The organism is Streptomyces sp. NPDC028991, from assembly GCF_055564775.1.
Genome location: NZ_JBVHVP010000015.1, coordinates 1 through 18,090 on the forward strand (window position 1 = coordinate 1; position 18,090 = coordinate 18,090).

Below are 18,090 nucleotides of genomic sequence, written 5' to 3' on the forward strand. Positions count from 1 at the left end.
CAACACAGCCCACTCAGCATCCGAAAGCTCATGACGACGCACCACGACAAGCATGATCCCTCATCACTTGAGCACCTTTGAAGACGACTCCTAGGCCCGGTGCGAGTTGCGGGGCGTCGGTGCCGGTGTCGGCATCGGGCTCGTCGCCGCCCGGGTCACGTCCCCGACGAGCTCGACGACATCCGGGCCGTACGCCTGCGAGTTGACGACCTTCAGCAGCAGCACGAAGGAGTTGTTGCCGTGCTTGCGGGCGAGCTTCTCATGGTGACGCGCGAGGTAGCGGGTGGCGGCCTGGTTGGTGATCGCGCGCTGACCGCAGAACAGGAACGCGGGCCGGGCCTCGCGCCGGTCCCCGGCGGTGAGGCGGGCCAGCAGGACGTACTCCGTGACGCCCGCGTCCATGCGGTAGCGCTCGGCGCCGATCTGGAAGGCGCCGCGGTCCGGGCCCGGCTCCGGATCGACGTTGACCCGCACCCCGGGCAGCATGGCCGCCATGTGGGCCGCCATGCGCCGGTTCGACGCGGGTCCGCCCACGCAGAACTCCGTACGCTCGCCGAAGCCCTGATGAACCATGTCCTGGGTGACCACCTGGACGTGCGCGCCGCAGTCCTTGATCAGCGCGGACAGTTCCAGCAGCGCGAAGACGTCGAAGCGGTGGACCGCCGGTTCGGAGGCGGCGGGGTCCCGGTTGACGACGAGCAGCGACTCGGAGCTGTCCGGCAGCCCGAAGAAGACCTGCTTGCGGCGGAGTCTCCGCTTCCACAGATAGCTGCGGGCGAGCCAGCCGAGCGCGGCGCTGATGCCGGCCGCGACCACGCCGAGGACGATGTTGCGTACGTCGTCAGTCATGGGCGCGCATGCTAGCGGGCGACGGCGTACCGGTGTTCGACGGGCCGCGGTGTATGTGCCCCCGTGTGCTCCTGACGCGGGCATGGCGATCAACTAAGCTGCCCGGACGGCCCTTCCCTGGAGGTGCGGATGCGTCGCCCTGTCGCACGGAAACTGACGGTCCTGGCGGTCTCGGCCGCCGTGGTGTCGGTGGGGGCGGTGGCGCCACCCACCGCCCAGAGCAGACCCGCCGCCCCGAAGACACCGGTCGCCGTCGGCTACGGCGGCGCGGTCGCCAGCGTCGACCCGGACGCCTCCGCCGCCGGCATCGAGATCCTGCGCAAGGGCGGCAACGCCGTCGACGCGGCAGTGGCCACCGCGGCCGCGCTCGGCGTCACCGAGCCCTACTCCGCCGGCCTCGGCGGAGGCGGCTACTTCGTCTACTACGACGCCAAGTCCCGTTCCGTACGCACGATCGACGGCCGCGAGACCGCTCCGCTGACCGCCGACAAGAGCCTGTTCACGGAGAACGGCGAGCCGATCGCCTTCTCCGAGGCCGTCAGCAGCGGCCTCGCCGTCGGCACCCCGGGGACGCCCGCCACCTGGCAGACCGCCCTCGACAAGTGGGGCAGCCGAAGGCTCGGCTCCGTGCTCGAGCCCGCCGAGCGCCTGGCCCGGCACGGCTTCACCGTCGACGACACCTTCCGCTCCCAGACCGCCGCCAACGAGCAGCGGTTCCGCTACTTCCCGGACACCGCCGAGCTCTTCCTGCCGGGCGGCGAACTCCCGGTCGTCGGCTCCACGTTCAAGAACCCCGACCTGGCGCGCACCTACAAGGAGCTGGCCCGCGAGGGTGTCGGCGCGATCTACCACGGCGAGCTCGGCGAGGACATCGTCGCCGCCGTCAACGAGCCGCCCGTCGACCCGGACTCCGGCTGGCACGCCCGCCCCGGGGACCTGTCCGCCAAGGACCTCGCGGCCTACGACACCAAGCTCCAGGCACCGACCAGGACCACGTACCGCGGGCGGCACGTCTACTCCATCGCGCCCTCCTCCTCCGGCGGCACCACGGTCGGCGAGGCCCTCAACATCCTGGAGCGCACCGACCTCTCCAAGGCGAGCAAGGCCCGCTACCTGCACCGCTTCATCGAGGCGAGCCGTATCGCCTTCGCCGACCGGGGGCGCTGGGTCGGCGACCCGGCCTTCGAGGACGTACCGACGAGGGAACTGCTGTCCCAGCGGTACGCCGACTCGCGCGAGTGCCTGATCAAGGACGACGCGGTGCTCACCAGCCCCCTCGCGCCCGGCGACCCCCGGCACCCCGCCCCGTGTGCGGGCGGCGGCACGGCGGCGCCGACGACGTACGAGGGCGAGAGCACCACGCACCTCACAGCGGCCGACAAGTGGGGCAACGTGGTCGCCTACACGCTCACCATCGAGCAGACCGGCGGCAGCGGCATCACCGTGCCCGGCCGCGGCTTCCTGCTCAACAACGAGCTGACGGACTTCTCCTTCGCCCCGGCCAACCCGGCCGTCCACGACCCGAACCTGCCCGGACCCGGCAAGCGCCCGCGCTCGTCGATCGCGCCGACGATCGTCCTGGACCGGCATCACAAGCCGGTCGTGGCGGTCGGTTCGCCCGGCGGCGCCACCATCATCACCACCGTGCTCCAGACCCTCACCGGCGTCATCGACCGCGGACTCCCGCTCGCCGACGCGATCGCCGCACCGCGCGCCAGCCAGCGCAACGCCGCTCGGACCGAACTCGAACCCGGCCTCTACGACAGCGCACTCCGGGCGGAGCTGGAGGCGCTGGGGCATTCCTTCAAACCCAGTCCGGAGATCGGCGCGGCGACCGGCGTGCAACGGCTGCCGAACGGCAAGTGGCTGGCCGCCGCCGAGAAGGAACGGCGCGGCGGCGGCTCGGCGATGGTGGTACGCCCGGTGCGCTAGCCAGAACTCACAGAGCCAGAACTCACGGAGCCAGAACTCACGGAGTCAGGACTCACAGAGCCAGGACTCACAGTTCGGGGACGGGCCGCTGCGGCGTCCGGAACGTCAGCCGCCCGTCCTCGACGTCGACCGTCACCCGGCCGCCCTCCGCGATGCGGCCGTCGAGCAGCAGCCGGGACAGCTCGTTGTCGACCTCGCGCTGGATGGTGCGGCGCAGCGGCCGGGCGCCGTACTCGGGCTGGTAGCCGCGCTCGGCGAGCCAGTCCACGGCCGTGTCCGTGAAGTCCACGGTGATGCCCTGAGCGTGCACCATCCGGCGGGTCTGCTCCAGGAGCAGGCTGGTGATCTGCCGCAACTGCTCGCCGCTGAGCTGGCGGAAGACGACGATCTCGTCGATGCGGTTGAGGAACTCGGGCCGGAAGTGCTCGCGCAGCGGGCGCAGCACCTGCTCGCGCCGGGCCTCCTCGTCCGCCTCCGAGCCGCCGGCGCCGAAACCGATGCCCGCGCCGCGCCGGGTGATCACGTCGGAGCCCAGGTTGCTGGTCATCACGACGACCGTGTTGGTGAAGTCCACCGTCCGGCCCTGGGAGTCGGTCAGCCGGCCGTCGTCCAGGACCTGGAGGAGGATGTTGAAGACGTCCGGGTGGGCCTTCTCCACCTCGTCGAGCAGGAGTAGCGAGTACGGGTGCCGGCGCACCACCTCGGTGAGCTGACCGGCCTCCTCGTGCCCGACGTAGCCGGGCGGGGCACCCACCAGGCGGCTGACGGTGTGCCGCTCCTGGTACTCGCTCATGTCGAGCCGGACCATCCGGTCCTCGCTGCCGAACAGCGCCTCGGCCAGCGCCCGCGCCAGCTCGGTCTTGCCGACACCGGTCGGGCCGAGGAAGAGGAAGCTGCCGATGGGCCGGTCGGGGCTGGCGAGTCCGGCGCGGGAGCGCAGTACGGCGTCGGAGACGACCCGCACGGCCTCGTCCTGGCCGACCACCCGCTCGTGCAGGTGCGACTCCAGACCCAGCAGGCGGTCCTTCTCCTCCTGGGTGAGGCTGCTGACCGGGATGCCGGTCTGCCGGGACACCACCTCGGCGATGGACTCGGTGCCGACGACCAGGTTCAGCCCCTCGTCGGCCTCGCCGCCGCCGTCGGCCTCGGTGATCCGCTGCTTCAGTTCGGTGATCCGGTCCCGGAGCTGCATGGCCTGCTCGTACTGCTCGTCCGCGACCGCCTGGTCCTTGTCCCGGATCAGCTGGTCGACCTCGCGCTCCATGACCCGCACGTCCGTGCCCTTGGTCCGGGCCCGCAACCGCACCCGGGCGCCGGCCTGGTCGATCAGGTCGATCGCCTTGTCCGGCAGCCGGCGGTCGGTGAGGTAGCGGTCGGACATCTCCACCGCCGCCACCAGCGCCTCGTCGGTGTAGCGGACCTGGTGGTGGGCCTCGTAGCGGTCGCGCAGTCCGCGCAGGATCTCGATCGCGTCGGCCGTGCTGGGTTCCGGGACCAGGATGGGCTGGAAGCGGCGGGCGAGGGCCGCGTCCTTCTCGATCCTGCGGTACTCCTCCAGCGTGGTGGCGCCCACGATGTGCAGCTCGCCGCGGGCCAGGGCCGGCTTGAGGATGTTCCCGGCGTCCATCGAGCCGCTCTCGCCGCCACCGCCGGCGCCGACGACGGTGTGCAACTCGTCGATGAAGATGATCAGCTGGTCGGAATGGGCGCGGATCTCGCCCACGATGTTGTTCAGCCGCTCCTCGAAGTCGCCCCGGTAACGGGTGCCGGCCACCACGCCCGTCAAGTCCAGCGCGACGACGCGGCGCCCGATCAGCACGTCGGGCACGTCGCCGTCGGTGATGCGCTGCGCCAGTCCCTCCACGATGGCGGTCTTGCCGACGCCGGCGTCACCGATCAGCACGGGGTTGTTCTTGCCCCGGCGGGAGAGCACCTCGACGGTCTGCTCGATCTCCTCCTCGCGCCCGATCACCGGGTCGATCCGGCCCTGCTGGGCCAGGTCGGTGAGGTCGCGGCCGTACTTGTCCAGGGTCGGCGTGTTCGTCGCGCGGGGTCCCTCGGCGCGGGTCTTCGCGGCGTCCGGCGGCTCCGTCGGCAGACCCGACGGCGCGAACCGGGCCGCGTTCAGGATGTGGCCGGCGGCCGAGTCCGGGTTGGCGGCCAGGGCGCTGAGCACGTGCTCCGGGCCGATGTACCCGGTGCCGGTCGAGCGGGCCAGTTCGTGGGCGTCCAGCAGGGCGCGCTTGACGGCCGGGGTCAGGGAGAGCGAGGTCGGCGGCGGTGCCTCGCCGGGGGAGTGCTGCGCCGGGCCGGTCCGCTCGTCGATCTGTGACGCCAGCGCGTCGGGGTCGGCACCGGCCCGGCTGAGCAGCCCCCTGGTCGGCTCGGTGGAGAGCGCCGCCCGCAGCAGGTGCTCGGTGTCCAGGTCCCGGCTGCCGTGCTCGGCGGCGTACTGGGCGGCGCCGCGCACCAGCTCCCGGGCGGGCTGACTGAGCAGTCGTCCGATGTCGATCTGCCTCGGCCTGGGCCCGCCGAAGAAGCGTGCCAGGAATTCCGCGAACGGGTCACCCTCCGGGCCCATGAAGCCGCTGGTCATCGTTTCCGGTCCTCCGCTGCTTCGGTGATCGACGTGCCGCGGCCGGGTAACCCGGTCGGGCTGCGGTCATGCCCAAGATGGCACGTTCTGTTCCGGCGGGCATGTCCGGGAACCCGGGCGGGCGGAGGGGCTCACGCCCGGGTCACGCGGGGTCTCAGAGTCCGTCGCGCGACGTCAGAACACGCGGGCCGCCGTCCGTGATGGCCACCGTGTGCTCCACATGGGCCGCCCGCGAGCCGTCGTTCGTCCGCAGGGTCCAGCCGTCCGGGGCGGGATGGTAGTCGTCCCGGCCGCCGGCGAGCAGCATGGGCTCGATGGCGAGCACCATGCCGTGACGCAGGGGAAGTCCGCGTCCCGGCCGGCCCTCGTTGGGCACCCCCGGGTCCTCGTGCATGCGCCGGCCGATGCCGTGGCCGCCGAAGTCCTCCATGATGCCGTAGCCGGCCGACCGGCACACCGTGCCGATGGCGTGCGCGATGTCGCCGATGCGGTTGCCGACGACGGCCGCCCCGATGCCTGCGGCGAGGGCCCGCTCCGCGGTCTCGATCAGCGTCACGTCCGCCGCGCGCGGGGTGCCCACGACGAAGCTGAGCGCCGAGTCGCCGGCCCAGCCGTCCAGTGTCGCGCCGCAGTCGACGGAGACGAGGTCGCCGTCGCGCAGCCGGTAGCCGTCGGGGATGCCGTGCACGATCGCGTCGTTCACCGACGCGCAGACGACGCCGGGGAAGGGGGTCGGCGCGAAGGAGGGCCGGTAGCCGAGGAACGGTGAACCCGCCCCCGCCTCCCGCAGCACCTCGCGCGCCACCGCGTCCAGCTCGAGCAGGGACACGCCCACGTCCGCGGCCTGCCGTACGGCGGTCAGGGCGCGGGCGACGACCTGGCCGGCCCGGTGCATGGCGTCGATCGATGTGTCTGTCTTGAGTTCCACCATGCCAATTACTATACCGGGTTCTAATTGGTTGACGTCGAGGGGGAGGCGGTACGGGAAGCCGGTATTAGAATCACGGTATGGTACGCACACCCCTGACCCCCGAAGAGCGTGAGCGCGGCGAGCAGCTCGGGCGGCTGCTCCGCGCGGCCCGCGGCGACCGGAGTATGACGGAGGTCGCGGCCGAGGCGGGCGTCTCCGCCGAGACCCTGCGCAAGATCGAGACCGGCCGGGCGCCCACCCCGGCGTTCTTCACGGTGGCCGCGCTGGCCCGTGCGCTCGGGCTGTCCATGGACGACCTGGCGGGGCGGTGCGTGCCGGCGGGGGTGTGAGGGTGGTGTGACGACACTCCTCGAAAACTCCCTGTAGCGGCGCCGTAACACCGCTGGTGTTCCCTACGTGACCGGATGGACCGGACCGGAGTCCTCCAGTCGGGCGGGAGTCGAGCGATGGCCGTGGAACAACTGCCGGGTCGGGTCGGGCGGTTCGCCCGGTACCTGGCCGGACTGCTGACGCGTCTGGACCAGGGCGGCGGCTGGTGCGGGGTGTTCTGGCAGCGCGACCCCGACGGCATGCGCGCCTGTCTCGACGGGCGCGAGGTGCCGCCCTGGGACGTGGTGGAGGCCCTGCTCCAGGACTTCGCCGGCCGGTACGGCGCCCGCGCCGCCACGGCGGAGACGGACCGGGCGCGCGCCCTGCACACCGCCGCCCTCACCGCGCACGACTCCCTGCCCGACGCTCGGGACGCCCTCGGCGACCGGCTCGACGTCATGCTCCGCGAGCAGCGGTACGCCGCCGAACGCCGGGCGGAGCTGGACCGGCTGCTCGCCGCGGCCACCGACCGGGAGGCGGCCGGCGCACTCCGCCTCGACCTGGCCTGGGCCCGCGACGACCACGCCCGGGCAACGGCCCGGTGCGCCGAGCTCCGGGCCCGGATCACGGAGCTGGACCGTCGCACGCGGGCCGCCCGGCCGGGGGAGGCCGGGAACGGCGCCGGGGTCCGCGCGCCCGCCGCCCAGCCGGAGGAGGGAGGAGACGGCGCTCCCGGAAGGCCGGAGGGCGAGGGCAGCACGGACGGTGCGGCGGGACCGGTGCACGGGGAGGCGGAACCGGTGCGCGAGGAGGCGGGACCGGTGCGCGGCGAGGCCCCTTCCGCAGGCGGAGGGCGTCGCGGGCGGCGCAGGGGCGGTGCGCGGTTCGCCGGGGTCGTCGAGCAGGGCGCGGCGGCCCCTGCCTCCGCGGTGCCCGGCCACGTGCCAGGCCCCCTTGGCGCACCGGCGGCGCGGCACACTCCGCGCGGCGCGCGTTTCGCCGGTGCCGCGGACGCCGTGGAGCAGCCGGCGCCGCGGCCCGGGCCACCGGCCGCGGCGGACGAGGCAGTGGCCGACCACTTCGTCGAGGCGCTGACCCGGTTGCGCGCCGAGGGGCGCGGTGGCGAGGCGCACGCCCTGCTGGCCGAGGCCGCCCACGGCCCCGCCGCCCGCTTCCCGCCGCTCGCCGCGCGGCTGGAAGGGGCCGGGCTCGGCGCCGACTGGACGACCCTGCTGTGGGAGATCGCGTCCCTGCCCGCCGAGCGCCTGGTCGCCGCAGCGGACGCCCTGGCCGCGGCCGGACGCGGGACCGACGGAGCGCAGGTCCTGCGGCACGGAGTCGTACGCCCGGCCGCCGAGATCGGCGCGGCCGTCCTCGGCCTGGTCTCCGAAGGCCGGCACCGCGAGGCCCACGCGCTCCTCGACGCCTGCGTCCGCGCCCGCACCCCGGAGGAGGCCGCCCGAGGCGCCGAGCCCGCCCCGCAGGTGCTCGTACCCCTTCTGCTGGAGGCGGCGCACGGCGTCTCCGAGGCACACCACCGGGACCTCGTCCACGCTCTGCGAGTCGCCGGATTCGCCACCTGACACCGCGCCTCGGCAACCCCACCGGTCCCACGGCTCACCCACAGGAGTGCGAATCGCGATCGACATCACGGCGTGGCGACGATGGTCTTGGCAAGCCCGTCCGGCCAGGCTTACGTTCGTCCTTCTACGGCCTGCTCTACGGGCGTAGAAGCTCTGACGTCGTGTCGAAGGAGCAGCTCATGGCCAACGTCGTACGTGCCGCTCTCGTCCAGGCCACCTGGACCGGCGACACCGAGTCCATGGTGGCGAAGCACGAGGAGCACGCCCGCGAGGCGGCCCGTCGGGGGGCCGAGGTCATCGGCTTCCAGGAAGTCTTCAACGCCCCCTACTTCTGCCAGGTCCAGGACCCCGAGCACTACCGCTGGGCCGAGCCCGTGCCCGACGGCCCGACCACCCGGCGCATGCAGGCCCTCGCCCGTGAGACCGGCATGGTGATCGTCGTCCCCGTCTTCGAGGTCGAGCAGTCCGGCTTCTACTACAACACCGCGGCCGTGATCGACGCCGACGGCACCGTCCTCGGGACGTACCGCAAACACCACATCCCGCAGGTCAAGGGCTTCTGGGAGAAGTTCTACTTCCGCCCCGGCAACCTCGGCTGGCCGGTCTTCGACACGGCCGTCGGCAAGGTCGGCGTCTACATCTGCTACGACCGGCACTTCCCGGAGGGCTGGCGGCAACTCGGTCTCGGCGGCGCCCAGCTCGTCTACAACCCCTCCGCCACCCACCGCGGCCTCTCCGCCCACCTGTGGCGGCTCGAGCAGCCCGCCGCGGCGGTCGCCAACGAGTACTTCGTCGCGGCGATCAACCGGGTCGGGCAGGAGGAGTACGGCGACAACGACTTCTACGGGACGTCCTACTTCGTCGACCCGCGCGGGCAGTTCGTCGGCGAGCCCGCCAGCGACACCGAGGAGGAACTCGTCGTCCGCGACCTCGACTTCGACCTGATCGACGAGGTGCGGCAGCAGTGGGCCTTCTACCGCGACCGCCGCCCCGACGCCTACGAAGGGCTGGTGCGGCCGTGACCAAGGACCTGTTCGGCCGCCACCGCGCCGTCCTGCCCGACTGGCTCGCCCTCTACTACGAGGACCCGCTGGAGATCACCCACGGCGAGGGCCGCCACGTCTGGGACGCCGCAGGCAACAAGTACCTCGACTTCTTCGGCGGCATCCTCACCACGATGACCGCGCACGCCCTGCCCGAGGTGACCAGGGCGGTCGGCGAGCAGGCCGGGCGGATCATCCACTCGTCCACGCTCTACCTCAACCGGCCCATGGTCGAACTCGCCGAGCGCATCGCGCAGGTGTCCGGCATCCCGGACGCCCGGGTCTTCTTCACCACCTCCGGCACCGAGGCCAACGACACCGCGCTGCTGCTCGCCACCGCCCACCGGCGCAGCAACACCGTCCTGGCGATGCGCAACAGCTACCACGGCCGCTCCTTCAGCTCGGTCGGCATCACCGGCAACCGCGGCTGGTCCCCGACCTCGCTCTCCCCGCTCCAGACGCTCTACGTCCACGGCGGCGTGCGCACTCGCGGCCCCTACGCCCACCTGGACGACCGCGACTTCATCGACGCCTGCGTGGACGACCTGAAGGACCTCCTCGGCCACACCCGCCCGCCCGCCGCGCTGATCGCCGAACCCGTCCAGGGCGTCGGCGGCTTCACCTCCCCGCCGGACGGCCTGTACGCGGCCTTCCGCGAGGTGCTGCACGAGCGGGGCATCCTGTGGATCGCCGACGAGGTGCAGACCGGCTGGGGCCGTACCGGCGAGCACTTCTGGGGCTGGCAGGCCCACGGGCGCGGCGGTCCGCCCGACGTCGTGACCTTCGCGAAGGGCATCGGCAACGGCATGTCCGTCGGCGGCGTCATCGCCCGCGCCGAGATCATGAACTGCCTGGACGCCAACAGCATCTCCACCTTCGGCGGCACCCAGATCACCATGGCGGCCGGCCTCGCCAACCTCACGTACCTGCTGGAGCACGACCTCCAGGGCAACGCCCGGCGCGTCGGCGGCATGCTCATCGAACGGCTGCGGGCCGTCGCCGCCCAGGTGCCGCACGTGCGGGAGGTGCGCGGGCGCGGGCTGATGATCGGCATCGAGCTGGCCCGGCCCGGCACCGACGAGGCCGCTCCGGAGGCCGCGTCCACCGTATTGGAGGAGGCCCGCGCGGGCGGGCTGCTCATCGGCAAGGGCGGCGGCCACAGCACCAGCGTCCTGCGCGTCGCCCCGCCGATGTCCCTCACCGTCGCGGAGGCCGAGGAGGGCGCCGCGATCCTCGAACGCGCTCTGCGGAGCATCTGACAGCCGTACCCGGGCCGTGCATCGAGCAGAGGAACCGCCGCCATGACCTCGACCCCGGAAACTCCGGAAACTCCGGCGACTTCGGGACGCCCGGGGGCTTCGGCACGTTCGGAGACTTCACGGCCTGCGGGGACCTCGGGGCCTGGGAAGAGCTCGGGGCCGGAGACCTCGGGACCCGCGCAGCCCCCGGAGCAGCAGCCCTGGGAGCCCGCCCTGTCGGTCCGACAGGTGCTCACCCTCGAGCGGGTGCTCGCCGGGCAGCCCGAGGTGGTGGCCGGCGCGCACCGGCTCGACCGGCCCGTGCGCTGGGTGCACGTCGCCGAGGCGGCCGACGTCGGAGTGATGCTCAGCGGCGGCGAGATGGTGCTCACCACGGGGGTGCTGCTCGCCGGCGACGAGGGCAAGCAGGGCGAGTACATCCGCTCCCTGCACCGCGCGGAGGCCGCGGCCGTCGTACTCGGTCTCGGCCGGGCCTTCCCCGCCCCGCCGGACGTGATGCGCCGGACGGCCGAGCGGTGCGGGCTGCCCATGGTCGTCCTGCACCGGCCCTTCCCCTTCGCCGAACTGACCGAGGAGGTGCAGTCCCGGCTGCTGCGGCGCAAGTTCGCCGCCGTCAGCCTCTCCGAGGCGGTACGCACCGAACTGACCGGACTCATCACCGCGGGCGCCCCGGTGCAGCGCCTCCTCGACGAGGTGGCCCGGCACGGCGGCTGCCCGGTCGTCGTCACCAACCTCGCCCACCGCGTCCTCGCCACGGCGGGGGAGCGGCCCGCGGTCGACGACGTGCTCCGGGACTGGGAGCGCATCGCCCGCCAGGCCGGTGCCGGAGCGGCCGACGGCTGGATCCGCGCCGAGCTGAGCTGCCGCGGGGAGCGCTGGGGGCGGCTGGTGCTGTGCGGCTACCAGGGTGACCGGGCCGCCGGGCGGCTGCTCGCCGACCGTGCCGCCGAGGCCCTCGTCCTGCACCGCATGCTCGGCGACGGGACACACGCCGGAGGCTTCGGGGGTTCGAGGAGCTCCTGGGACTCCTGGGAGGCACAGTCCGCGCGGAGCCTGCTCACCGACCTGGTCAGCGGTGCCGTACCGGCACGGCAACTGCTGCCCCGGGCGCGCGCCGCCGGACTGCCGGTCAACCGGCGCGTCTTCGTCCCGCTGGCCGTCCGCGACCGGGACACCGCCCGGCCGGCCCGTGTGCTGCGGCTGCTGGGCCTGCCCGGGATCGTCGCGGAACTCGCCGACGGCACCAGCGCCGTCCTGCTGAGCCTCGCCCCCGACCAGGACGCCAAGGCTCTGACCGCTCATTTCGCGGCCCGGCTGCGGTCGGAGCCGGAGTCCGCCCACGCCGTGGTGGCGGCGGCCGACGCCCGCGCCGCCTGGGACGACGTACCCGCCGGCCTGCGCGAGGCCCGGCACGTCGCCGAGGCCGTGGCCGACTCCGCGACCGCCGTCGACCCGCCGCCCGTCGTCCGCCTGCGCGACGTCCACCTGCGCGGACTGGTCCGGCTGCTGCGCGACGACCCGCACGTGCAGTCCTTCGCAGAGCGGGAGCTGGACGGGCTGCTGGCCGGTCCCGACGAGGACCTGCTGTCCGTGCTGCGCACCTACCTCGCCACCGGCCGCAACAAGTCCCGCACCGCCCGGCTCCACCACGTCTCCCGGCCCGCCCTCTACCGCCGCCTGGAGGCCATACAGGGCCGCCTCGGGGTGGACCTCGACGACTTCGAGCAGGCGGCCTCCGTCCACATCGCCCTCCTGGCCCACGACGCACAGCAGGGGTGACACCGTGCAATGCCCGACCCACGCAGACGTGACACCGTGCCACTCATTCCGGCCACCCGCCGTCCCTAGGCTCGCCCCACACCGAGCGCCACACCGAGCGCCACACCGAGCGAGTGGAGGCCGAAGATGAGCCGAGTGATCCGTGCCGCGCTCTTCCAGACCGCCTGGACGGGCGACAAGGAATCGATGATCAAGGTCCACGAGCAGGCGGTCCGCGACGCCGCCGCCCAGGGGGCACAGGTGCTGTGCTTCCAGGAGCTGTTCTACGGACCGTACTTCTGCCAGGTCCAGGACCCCGAGTTCTACGCCTACGCCGAGCGCGTCCCCGACGGCCCCGTAGTCGAGCGCTTCCAGCGGCTCGCCCGCGAGCACGGCATCGTCCTGGTACTGCCCATGTACGAGGAGGAGCAGCCCGGCGTCCTCTACAACACCGCCGCCGTCATCGACGCCGACGGCTCCTACCTCGGCAAGTACCGCAAGACGCACATCCCGCAGGTGCGCGGCTTCTGGGAGAAGTTCTACTTCCGCCCCGGCAACTCCGGCTGGCCGGTCTTCGACACCGCCGTCGGCAAGGTCGGCGTCTACATCTGCTACGACCGGCACTTCCCGGAGGGCTGGCGGGCGCTCGGCCTCGAAGGCGCGGAGATCGTCTTCAACCCGTCGGCCACCTCGCGGGGCCTGTCCGGCTACCTGTGGCAGCTTGAGCAGCCGGCCGCGGCCGTCGCCAACGAGTACTTCGTCGGCGCCATCAACCGGGTCGGCGTGGAGGAGCTGGGCGACAACGACTTCTACGGTACCTCGTACTTCGTCGACCCCGAGGCGCGGTTCGTCGGCGAGGTCGCGAGCGACAAGGAGAGCGAACTCGTCGTCCGGGACCTCGACATGGGCAAGCTGCGCGAGGTCCGCGACCGCTGGCAGTTCTACCGCGACCGGGCGCCGGGCGCCTACGCCCCGCTGACCGCGCCCTGACCGAGCCCTGCCGAGCGGGGCCCCTGACAGGAGGGAACAGCAGCATGAGCAGCCGTACCGTCATCCGCGGCGGCCTCGTCGTCACCGCGTCCGACGAGATCCACGCCGACGTCCTGATCGAGGACGGCCGCATCGCCGCCCTCGCCGCGTCCGGCACCCCGGCCGCCGGGACCTTCACGGCCGAGCACGTCATCGACGCGAGCGGCAAGTACGTCATCCCGGGCGGCGTCGACGGCCACACCCACATGGAGATGCCCTTCGGCGGCACCTACGCCGCCGACACCTTCGAGACCGGCACCCGGGCCGCCGCCTGGGGCGGCACCACCACGATCGTCGACTTCGCCATCCAGGGCGTCGGACACTCCCTGCGCGCGGGCCTGGACGCCTGGCACGCCAAGGCCGAGGGCAACTGCGCGATCGACTACGCCTTCCACATGATCGTCTCCGACGTCAACCAGAAGACGCTCAAGGAGATGGACCTGCTGGTCGAGGAGGGCGTGACCTCCTTCAAGCAGTTCATGGCCTACCCCGGCGTCTTCTACTCCGACGACGGCCAGATCCTGCGCGCCATGCAGCGCGCCGCCGGCAACGGCGGCCTGATCATGATGCACGCCGAGAACGGCATCGCGATCGACGTCCTGGTCGAACAGGCCCTCGCCCGCGGAGAGACCGACCCGCGGTACCACGGCGAGGTCCGCAAGGCCCTCCTGGAGGCCGAGGCGACCCACCGCGCCATCAAGCTCGCCCAGGTCGCCGGAGCGCCCCTGTACGTCGTGCACGTCTCCGCGACGGAGGCGGTCGCGGAGCTGACCCGGGCCCGCGACGAGGGCCTGAACGTCTTCGGCGAGACCTGCCCGCAGTACCTCTTCCTGTCCACCGACAACCTGGCCGAGCCCGGCTTCGAGGGCGCCAAGTACGTGTGCAGCACCCCGCTGCGGCCGAAGGACCACCAGGCGGCCCTGTGGCGGGGCCTGCGCACCAACGACCTCCAGGTGGTCTCCACCGACCACTGCCCCTTCTGCTTCAGCGGCCAGAAGGAGCTGGGCCGCGGTGACTTCTCCAAGATCCCCAACGGTATGCCGGGCATCGAGAACCGCATGGACCTGCTCCACCAGGCCGTCGTCGACGGGCACATCACCCGGCGCCGCTGGATCGAGATCGCCTGCGCCACCCCGGCCCGCATGTTCGGCCTCTACCCGAAGAAGGGCACCATCGCCCCGGGCGCCGACGCCGACGTGGTCGTCTACGACCCGCACACCGAGCAGGTCGTCTCCGCCGAGACCCACCACATGAACGTCGACTACTCGGCGTACGAGGGCAGGCGGATCACCGGCCGGGTGGAGACCGTGCTCTCGCGCGGCGTGCCGGTCGTCACGGAGCGGGAGTACACCGGACGCAAGGGCCACGGTGTCTACACCCCGCGCGCCACCTGCCAGTACCTGAACTAGGAGCCGCGCCCATGGACTTCGGACTCGTCCTGCAGACCGACCCACCGGCCTCCCGCGTCGTCGACCTGATGAAACGGGCGGAACGCAACGGCTTCGGCTACGGCTGGACCTTCGACTCCTCCGTCCTGTGGCAGGAGCCGTTCGTGATCTACAGCCAGATCCTGGCCAACACCACGGAGCTGAAGGTCGGCCCGATGGTCACCAACCCTGGCACCCGTACCTGGGAGGTGACCGCCTCCACCTTCGCCACCCTCAACGACATGTTCGGCAACCGCACCGTCTGCGGCATCGGCCGCGGCGACTCCGCCATGCGCGTGGCCGGCCGCAAGCCCAACACCCTGGCCCGGATCAGCCAGGCCATGAAGGTCATCCGGGCACTGGGCAGGGGAGAGGAGGCCGATCTCGGCGGCGGCACCGCCGTCAGGTTCCCCTGGATCAAGCCGGGCGCCGAAGTACCCGTGTGGATGGCGGCGTACGGCCCCAAGGCGCTCAAGATGACCGGCGAGGAGGCCGACGGCTTCATCCTCCAGCTCGCCGACCTCTACCTGACCGAGTACATGGTCAAGGCCGTCAAGGACGCCGCCGTCGCCGCCGGACGCGACCCGTCCGAGGTGACGGTCTGCGTCGCCGCCCCGGCCTACGTCACCGCCGACGACTCGCCCGAGGCGCTCGCCCACGCGCGCGAGCAGTGCCGCTGGTTCGGCGGCATGGTCGGCAACCACGTGGCCGACCTGGTCGAGAAGTACGGCGCCCACTCCGCCGCCGTACCCGACGAACTCACCGACTACATCAAGGCCCGCCAGGGCTACGACTACGCCCACCACGGACGCAGCGGCAACCCGGACACACAGTTCGTGCCGGACGAGATCGTCGACCGGTTCTGCCTGATCGGACCCGCCGAGAAGCACATCGAGAAGCTCGGCGCCCTGCGCGCCCTCGGCGTCGACCAGTTCGCGCTCTACGACATGCACGACGCGCAGGAGACCGTGATCGACGCGTACGGCGCCACGGTGATCCCCGCCGTCAACGGCTGACCCGCCCCGTCTTGCTCCATGTCCCCTTCCCGCTCCGGGGGAGGGGACCCGGGGCGCACCCGCGCACCCCCCTCGGCACCGCCCGCACGGCCTCTCCCGTCCCGCCGCACGATTGGCCTGCCCATGACCGACACCGCGCCCACGGCGATACCGCCGACCGCCCAAGTCACCCTCCCCGACGGGCGCGTGGAGCTCGCCCCCGGCTCCCCGCCGCCGAGCGGCCCCTACGCCAACGACGACCTGCTGCCGGTTCCCGTCGGGGGGCGCACCTGGACCACCTACAACTTCTCCGCCCTGTGGGTCGGCATGGCCCACAACACGGCATCCTGGACCCTGGCCTCAGGTCTGATCGCCGTCGGCATGGACTGGAAGCAGGCGGTGCTCACCATCGCCCTGGCCAACGTGATCGTGCTGCTGCCGATGCTGCTCACCGGGCACGCGGGACCCAAGTACGGCATCCCCTTCCCGGTGTTCGCCCGCGCCTCCTTCGGCATCCGCGGCGCCAACCTGCCCGCCGTGGTGCGGGCGCTGGTGGCGTGCGGCTGGTTCGGCATCCAGACCTGGATCGGCGGCGAGGCGATCTACTTCCTGGCCGGCAAGCTGATCGGCGACGGCTGGACGAACGCCGCGACGTTCGGCGGCCACGCCTGGACGATGTGGCTGTCCTTCGCGATCTTCTGGGCGATCCAGGTCGCCATCATCTACCGGGGCATGGAGACGATCCGCCGCTTCGAGAACTGGGCGGCGCCCTTCGTCCTGGTCGGCGCCTTCGTGATGCTGTGGTGGATGGCCGACAAGGCGGGCGGCTTCGGCCCGCTCTTCGACCAGCCGTCGAAGCTGGGCTGGGGCGGCGACTTCTGGAAGCTGTTCTGGCCCTCCCTCATGGGCATGATCGGCTTCTGGTCCACGCTGTCCCTCAACATCCCCGACTTCACCCGCTACGGGAAGAGCCAGAAGGCGCAGACCCGCGGCCAGGCCCTCGGCCTGCCGACCACCATGACGCTCTTCGCCTTCCTGTCCGTCATGGTCACCTCCGGCTCGCAGGCGGTGTACGGCGAGGCCATCTGGGACCCGGTGAAGCTCGCCGCGAAGACGGACAACGTGGTGGGGCTGCTCTTCGCCCTCGTCACCGTCCTGGTCGCGACCCTCTCCGTGAACATCGCGGCCAACCTGGTGTCACCGGCCTTCGACTTCTCCAACGTGGCGCCCCGCAAGGTGAGTTTCCGGGCCGGCGCGCTCATCACCTGCGTCCTCGCCGTGCTGATCTTTCCCTGGAAGCTGTACTCCGACCCCCAGGGCTACATCTTCACCTGGCTCGGTCTGGTCGGCGGGCTGCTCGGCACGGTCGCCGGCATCCTCATCGCGGACTACTGGATCCTGCGCCGCGCCCGCCTCGACCTCGTCGACCTGTACCGCACGGGCGGCCGCTACTGGTACGACGGCGGCTGGAACTGGCGGGCGGTCGTCGCCTTCCTGACCGGCGGAGTCCTCGCGATCGGCGGCGCGGACTTCCACCCGCTGATCGACGGGCGGCCCGTGCCGTTCCTGGAACCGCTGGCCGACTACGGCTGGGCGGTGGGCCTGGGCACCTCCATGGCGCTGTACCTGGCGCTGATGCTGCTGCCCGCCACCCGGCCGGGCAAGGGGGCCGTCCCGGCTCAGCCCTGACCGTCCTCCAGGGCCGCCACCGCCTCCTTGGCGACCTTGATGGCACCCTTGTTGATCGTCTCCGTGCTCGGTGCCTTCTTCGACTCGAAGTCACTGCCGTTGTACGTGATCATCACCAGGGCGTTGGAGGCGCGGACCAGCACGGTGCCCTCGCGGGTCTGCTGCTTGTCCTCGGTGGTGAGGTTGACGACGGAGTAGGCCGCGTCGCCGAGGCCCGGGACCTCGCCACCACCGCTCCGGTCGGCGACCCGCTCCTCGTACGACTTCAGCGCTGCCTCGTCCGAGGTCATCACCTCGAAGGAGACGTCGAGCCACCGGTAGTCGTATCCCTCGAGCGCGTTCCAGGAGCAGGTGCGGCGCACCTGGCTGTCCGTCGACGGGATCTCCTTGCCGGCCGCCTTCGCGCCCGGCACCAGCGAGGTGACCGTCTTTTCGGCCAGGCTCTCGCAGGGCGCCGGGGCGGCGGCGTACGTCTTCGTCACCGCCTCGGTCGCCGGTGCGGAGGCGGACCGGTTCGTGGTGTCGGGCGGCGTCTTGTCCTTGGCGGCCGGTGACGTGTCAGGGCCGGACGACAGCGCCCAGCCCGCCGTGGCGAGCACGGCGACCGGCGCCAGACGCGCGGTCAGGGCGAGCGGCAGAGGAAGGGAACGCACGGCGCACTTCTCGTGGGGGATGGTGCGGAGGAGGTCC

General features: G+C 72.2%; 14 protein-coding genes. 10 read left to right on the forward strand and 4 right to left on the reverse strand.

What is annotated here, in order from left to right; genetic code table 11:
* Positions 1–90: 90 nt before the first annotated feature.
* Positions 91–849: a hypothetical protein gene (locus ACZ4V1_RS25665; protein ID WP_468340022.1), complete on the reverse strand. Its 759-nt coding sequence runs from the start codon at positions 847–849 to the stop codon at positions 91–93.
* Positions 850–978: 129 nt separating this feature from the next.
* Here ACZ4V1_RS25665 and ggt point away from each other — a divergent pair, with 129 nt between their 5' ends.
* Positions 979–2,781, forward strand: a complete 1,803-nt coding sequence (ggt, locus tag ACZ4V1_RS25670; RefSeq protein ID WP_468340024.1) for a gamma-glutamyltransferase — start codon at positions 979–981, stop codon at positions 2,779–2,781.
* A gap of 67 nt (positions 2,782–2,848) precedes the next feature.
* Here the strand turns inward: ggt and ACZ4V1_RS25675 are convergent, their stop codons facing one another.
* Positions 2,849–5,377, reverse strand: coding sequence for an ATP-dependent Clp protease ATP-binding subunit (locus tag ACZ4V1_RS25675; RefSeq protein WP_468340026.1), 2,529 nt, complete (start codon positions 5,375–5,377; stop codon positions 2,849–2,851).
* A 154-nt stretch (positions 5,378–5,531) separates the two neighbouring features.
* Entirely contained in the window at positions 5,532–6,308 is a 777-nt protein-coding gene (map, locus tag ACZ4V1_RS25680) for a type I methionyl aminopeptidase (protein ID WP_468340028.1), read from the reverse strand.
* Positions 6,309–6,385: 77 nt separating this feature from the next.
* On the opposite strand from map, the gene ACZ4V1_RS25685 reads away from it, so the two are divergent.
* The 9 genes from ACZ4V1_RS25685 to ACZ4V1_RS25725 all read left to right on the forward strand — a co-directional run bounded on the left by ACZ4V1_RS25685 (position 6,386) and on the right by ACZ4V1_RS25725 (position 17,400).
* Entirely contained in the window at positions 6,386–6,637 is a 252-nt protein-coding gene (locus tag ACZ4V1_RS25685) for a helix-turn-helix domain-containing protein (RefSeq protein WP_468340030.1), read from the forward strand.
* Positions 6,638–6,754: 117 nt separating this feature from the next.
* Positions 6,755–8,200, forward strand: a complete 1,446-nt coding sequence (locus tag ACZ4V1_RS25690; protein WP_468340032.1) for a hypothetical protein — start codon at positions 6,755–6,757, stop codon at positions 8,198–8,200.
* 179 nt (positions 8,201–8,379) lie between these two features.
* The gene (locus tag ACZ4V1_RS25695; protein ID WP_468340034.1) at positions 8,380–9,222 is read left to right on the forward strand and encodes a nitrilase-related carbon-nitrogen hydrolase; all 843 of its coding nucleotides are present in this window, start codon (positions 8,380–8,382) and stop codon (positions 9,220–9,222) included.
* Entirely contained in the window at positions 9,219–10,502 is a 1,284-nt protein-coding gene (locus ACZ4V1_RS25700) for an aspartate aminotransferase family protein (protein WP_468340036.1), read from the forward strand. Before ACZ4V1_RS25695 ends, ACZ4V1_RS25700 begins: the two co-directional genes overlap by 4 nt.
* Positions 10,503–10,544: 42 nt before the next feature.
* Positions 10,545–12,281 carry a PucR family transcriptional regulator gene (locus ACZ4V1_RS25705; RefSeq protein WP_468340038.1) on the forward strand — a complete coding sequence of 579 codons (1,737 nt, stop codon included), beginning with the start codon at positions 10,545–10,547 and terminating at the stop codon, positions 12,279–12,281.
* Positions 12,282–12,407: 126 nt separating this feature from the next.
* A complete protein-coding gene (locus ACZ4V1_RS25710) occupies positions 12,408–13,250 on the forward strand; it encodes a nitrilase-related carbon-nitrogen hydrolase (RefSeq protein ID WP_468340040.1) in 843 nt (280 codons plus the stop codon).
* A gap of 44 nt (positions 13,251–13,294) precedes the next feature.
* The gene (hydA, locus tag ACZ4V1_RS25715) at positions 13,295–14,698 is read left to right on the forward strand and encodes a dihydropyrimidinase (RefSeq protein WP_468340042.1); all 1,404 of its coding nucleotides are present in this window, start codon (positions 13,295–13,297) and stop codon (positions 14,696–14,698) included.
* 11 nt (positions 14,699–14,709) lie between these two features.
* Positions 14,710–15,732 (forward strand): TIGR03842 family LLM class F420-dependent oxidoreductase, encoded by a 1,023-nt coding sequence (locus ACZ4V1_RS25720; protein WP_468340044.1) that lies wholly within the window; start codon positions 14,710–14,712, stop codon positions 15,730–15,732.
* A gap of 123 nt (positions 15,733–15,855) precedes the next feature.
* Positions 15,856–17,400, forward strand: a complete 1,545-nt coding sequence (locus tag ACZ4V1_RS25725; RefSeq protein ID WP_468340046.1) for an NCS1 family nucleobase:cation symporter-1 — start codon at positions 15,856–15,858, stop codon at positions 17,398–17,400.
* Here the strand turns inward: ACZ4V1_RS25725 and ACZ4V1_RS25730 are convergent.
* Positions 17,391–18,053, reverse strand: a complete 663-nt coding sequence (locus ACZ4V1_RS25730; RefSeq protein WP_468340048.1) for a hypothetical protein — start codon at positions 18,051–18,053, stop codon at positions 17,391–17,393. The genes ACZ4V1_RS25725 and ACZ4V1_RS25730 overlap by 10 nt on opposite strands.
* Between the last annotated feature and the right edge of the window lie 37 nt (positions 18,054–18,090).

Bases quoted from the DNA above. Each gene is read 5' to 3' on its own strand.
- ACZ4V1_RS25705 (WP_468340038.1), top strand. From the start codon at position 10,545: ATGACCTCGACCCCGGAAACTCCGGAAACTCCGGCGACTTCGGGACGC.
- ACZ4V1_RS25665 (WP_468340022.1), bottom strand. From the start codon at position 849: ATGACTGACGACGTACGCAACATCGTCCTCGGCGTGGTCGCGGCCGGC.
- ACZ4V1_RS25720 (WP_468340044.1), top strand. From the start codon at position 14,710: ATGGACTTCGGACTCGTCCTGCAGACCGACCCACCGGCCTCCCGCGTC.
- ACZ4V1_RS25675 (WP_468340026.1), bottom strand. From the start codon at position 5,377: ATGACCAGCGGCTTCATGGGCCCGGAGGGTGACCCGTTCGCGGAATTC.
- map (WP_468340028.1), bottom strand. From the start codon at position 6,308: ATGGTGGAACTCAAGACAGACACATCGATCGACGCCATGCACCGGGCC.
- ggt (WP_468340024.1), top strand. From the start codon at position 979: ATGCGTCGCCCTGTCGCACGGAAACTGACGGTCCTGGCGGTCTCGGCC.
- ACZ4V1_RS25710 (WP_468340040.1), top strand. From the start codon at position 12,408: ATGAGCCGAGTGATCCGTGCCGCGCTCTTCCAGACCGCCTGGACGGGC.
- ACZ4V1_RS25725 (WP_468340046.1), top strand. From the start codon at position 15,856: ATGACCGACACCGCGCCCACGGCGATACCGCCGACCGCCCAAGTCACC.
- ACZ4V1_RS25690 (WP_468340032.1), top strand. From the start codon at position 6,755: ATGGCCGTGGAACAACTGCCGGGTCGGGTCGGGCGGTTCGCCCGGTAC.
- hydA (WP_468340042.1), top strand. From the start codon at position 13,295: ATGAGCAGCCGTACCGTCATCCGCGGCGGCCTCGTCGTCACCGCGTCC.
- ACZ4V1_RS25685 (WP_468340030.1), top strand. From the start codon at position 6,386: ATGGTACGCACACCCCTGACCCCCGAAGAGCGTGAGCGCGGCGAGCAG.
- ACZ4V1_RS25695 (WP_468340034.1), top strand. From the start codon at position 8,380: ATGGCCAACGTCGTACGTGCCGCTCTCGTCCAGGCCACCTGGACCGGC.